This window comes from Streptomyces sp. W16 (assembly GCF_033194735.1).
GTDB lineage: Bacteria > Actinomycetota > Actinomycetes > Streptomycetales > Streptomycetaceae > Streptomyces.
This window is the reverse complement of record NZ_JAWOAI010000897.1, coordinates 1-2,343: the sequence shown is the minus strand read 5'-3', so window position 1 is coordinate 2,343 and position 2,343 is coordinate 1. Positions and strand designations below refer to the sequence as shown.

Sequence of the window (2,343 nt, the reverse complement as noted above, 5' to 3'; positions counted from 1 at the left end):
GGCCGGGACGTCAGGGCCGCGCAGCTCAGCGAGCCGGTGCCGGAGCGCCGTCCCCCGCGTCCGTGGGGGAGGCACCCGGCTCGGCTCCGGTACCGAGCTGTGACTCGCGCTGCCGTGGAATTCGCTCACCCGGGGAAGTCTGGCATCCACCACTGACAATTGAGGTTTCTGTGCCGGGAGAGGCGCCACGGGAGCGGGCCGCGACAAGTGAGCCGCGCCCCTCGAACCGCGCCCTGATCCGGTCCGCGGCCTTCATCATCTGCGGCGCCAGCAGGAACCCGAGCCCCATCACGACCACACCCGCGACCGCGTCGAGGAGGTAGTGGTTCGCGGTGCCCATGACCACGATCGCCGTCAGCAGCGGATAGGCCACACCGACGGCCTTGGTGAGCCGCGTGCCGCCGTAGCGCCACAGCATCACTCCGCACCACAGCGCCCAGCCGCAGTGCAGGCTCGGCATCGCCGCGTACTGGTTGGTCATCCCGCCCAGGCCGCGCGGCGCGCTCGCGTCGCCGCCCCACCAGCCGTACGAGCTGTACTTGGCCATCGTGTCGACGAAGCCGTAGTCCGGGGAGAGGAGACGGGGCGGACAAGTCGGGAGCAGGGTGAAGCCGATCAGGCCGATGAACGTGGACGTCATCAGCCAGGTGCGGGCCGCGCGGTAGACCTGTGCACGTGACCGGAACAGCCAGATCAGGATCGCGGGCGTGATCAGGTAGTGCAGCGACGCGTACCAGAAGTCGGCCGGGATGCCGAGCCAGGCCTCGCGCGTGAAGAGCCGGTTGAGCGGGTGCTCGGCGTTGATGTGCAGGATCTTCTCGATGCGCAGGATCGCCAGACCGTGGTCCACGGCGCTCGTCGTGTCACCCCTGGCCAGCAGGCGGCCCGCCGAGTACGAGGCGTACACCATGAGGATCAGCGGCAGCTCGGTCCACCAGCGCAGCCGGCTTCGCCGGTCCGCCTCGATGCCTGGTGTCTCGGTCTGCGGCATCCGATCGCCCTCCCCCTTCTGTCCTGGTGCGGTGCCCGGTGCTCCGGCTTCCCGGTTGCTCGGTCGGGACACTTTACGGCGTATGCGCGCGCCCTGTTTCGGGCGCCCCCGGACCTCAAAGACGCAGAGATCGCCCCCCGGGTTGCCCTTCTCAATGGTGCGAGATGATGGAGTGACCCGCCTCTCGGCATCTCCCGGAAAGGTCCCCCATGGCACCGCGCATCCTGCTGGCCCGGCACGGACAGACGGCATGGTCGCTGTCCGGGAAGCACACCGGCAGGACCGACGTCCCGCTCCTCGAAGAAGGCCGGCGCGGCGCCAAGGTGCTCGGCGAGCGACTGAACCGGTCCCCGCTGGACGGCCTCCCCGGGGCGGAGGTGCGCACCAGCCCGCTGGCACGCGCGCGTGAGACCTGCGAACTCGCCGGCTTCGGCGACCGCGCCACCGACTGGGACACCCTCATGGAGTGGGACTACGGCGCCTACGAGGGCATGACCCCGGAGGAGATCCAGGACGTACGCCCCGGGTGGCTGATCTGGCGCGACGGCGTCCCCGAAGGGGAGACGATCGCCGAGGTGACCGCCCGCGCGGACGAGGTCGTCGCCTGGGCACGCGCCGAGGACCGCGACGTCCTGATCTTCGCCCACGGCCACATCCTCCGCTCGATCGGCGCGCGTTGGCTGGGCCTGCCGATCGACTTCGCGTCCCGAATACGCCTTAACCCGACGTCGTTGTCGGTACTGGGCTGGGCGTACGGTGAACCGGCCATCGAGAGCTGGAACGACCTGGGCCATCTAGTTACGTAGGCACAGACGCGCCCCTTCAGGGGCGCGGGGAACTGCGCGACCAGCCCCCACCGGCCCGCAGCCGAGGAACTACGCAGCAGTACGAGGCAAGCTCGAATGCCTCTCAAGAAACGTAGACACCCCCGAAGCCCGCCGATGAGGCAACAGCACCCGCGCAGTCCCGGCCAGCATCGTCTGAATCCGCGACGACTGCACCAGGTCCAACAGATCAAGCACCCGCATCCCCGCGGTCGCCGCCTCGTCGGGCCGGCCGCCCCGCGCGAGATCGTCGGCGAGCTCGGCCGTGTACAGCGCGATGTTCCGCGTGAAGTGCGGATCCTGAAGCTGGGCGGCACGCCGAGCGTGCCGCCCAGCCCGCGGCCAGTCGCCCAGCGTCGACCAGCACTGCGCCTCCAAGCCCTCCAATTCGGCCTCTCCGTAGAAGCTCATCCACTCGGGGTCGGCGTCCGAGTGGCCCCGCTCGTAGAGGGCCTGCGCGCGGGCCAGCGCCTGTTCGCAGCCGGTGCGGTCGGCGAGCCCCGCCCAGCCGCCCGCCTCGCGCAGCGC

The 2,343-nt window shown here is 70.3% G+C and carries 2 protein-coding genes and 1 pseudogene; 1 reads left to right on the top strand and 2 read right to left on the bottom strand.

Annotated elements, in window-relative coordinates; translation table 11 throughout:
* Nucleotides 1-25: 25 nt before the first annotated feature.
* Nucleotides 26-991, bottom strand: coding sequence for a phosphatase PAP2 family protein (locus R6V09_RS51105; RefSeq protein WP_317888245.1), 966 nt, complete (start codon nt 989-991; stop codon nt 26-28).
* Nucleotides 992-1,200: 209 nt separating this feature from the next.
* Between R6V09_RS51105 and R6V09_RS51100 the strand changes: the two genes are divergently transcribed.
* Nucleotides 1,201-1,797 (top strand): histidine phosphatase family protein, encoded by a 597-nt coding sequence (locus R6V09_RS51100; protein WP_317888244.1) that lies wholly within the window; start codon nt 1,201-1,203, stop codon nt 1,795-1,797.
* Between the two features lie 69 nt (nt 1,798-1,866).
* On the opposite strand, the pseudogene R6V09_RS51095 reads toward R6V09_RS51100, so the two are convergent.
* Nucleotides 1,867-2,343 (bottom strand): annotated as a pseudogene (locus R6V09_RS51095) (hypothetical protein); the annotation flags it as partial.

Excerpts from the sequence above, each read along its gene's own strand:
- R6V09_RS51100 (WP_317888244.1), top strand. The coding sequence starts at position 1,201 with ATGGCACCGCGCATCCTGCTGGCCCGGCACGGACAGACGGCATGGTCG.
- R6V09_RS51105 (WP_317888245.1), bottom strand. The coding sequence starts at position 991 with ATGCCGCAGACCGAGACACCAGGCATCGAGGCGGACCGGCGAAGCCGG.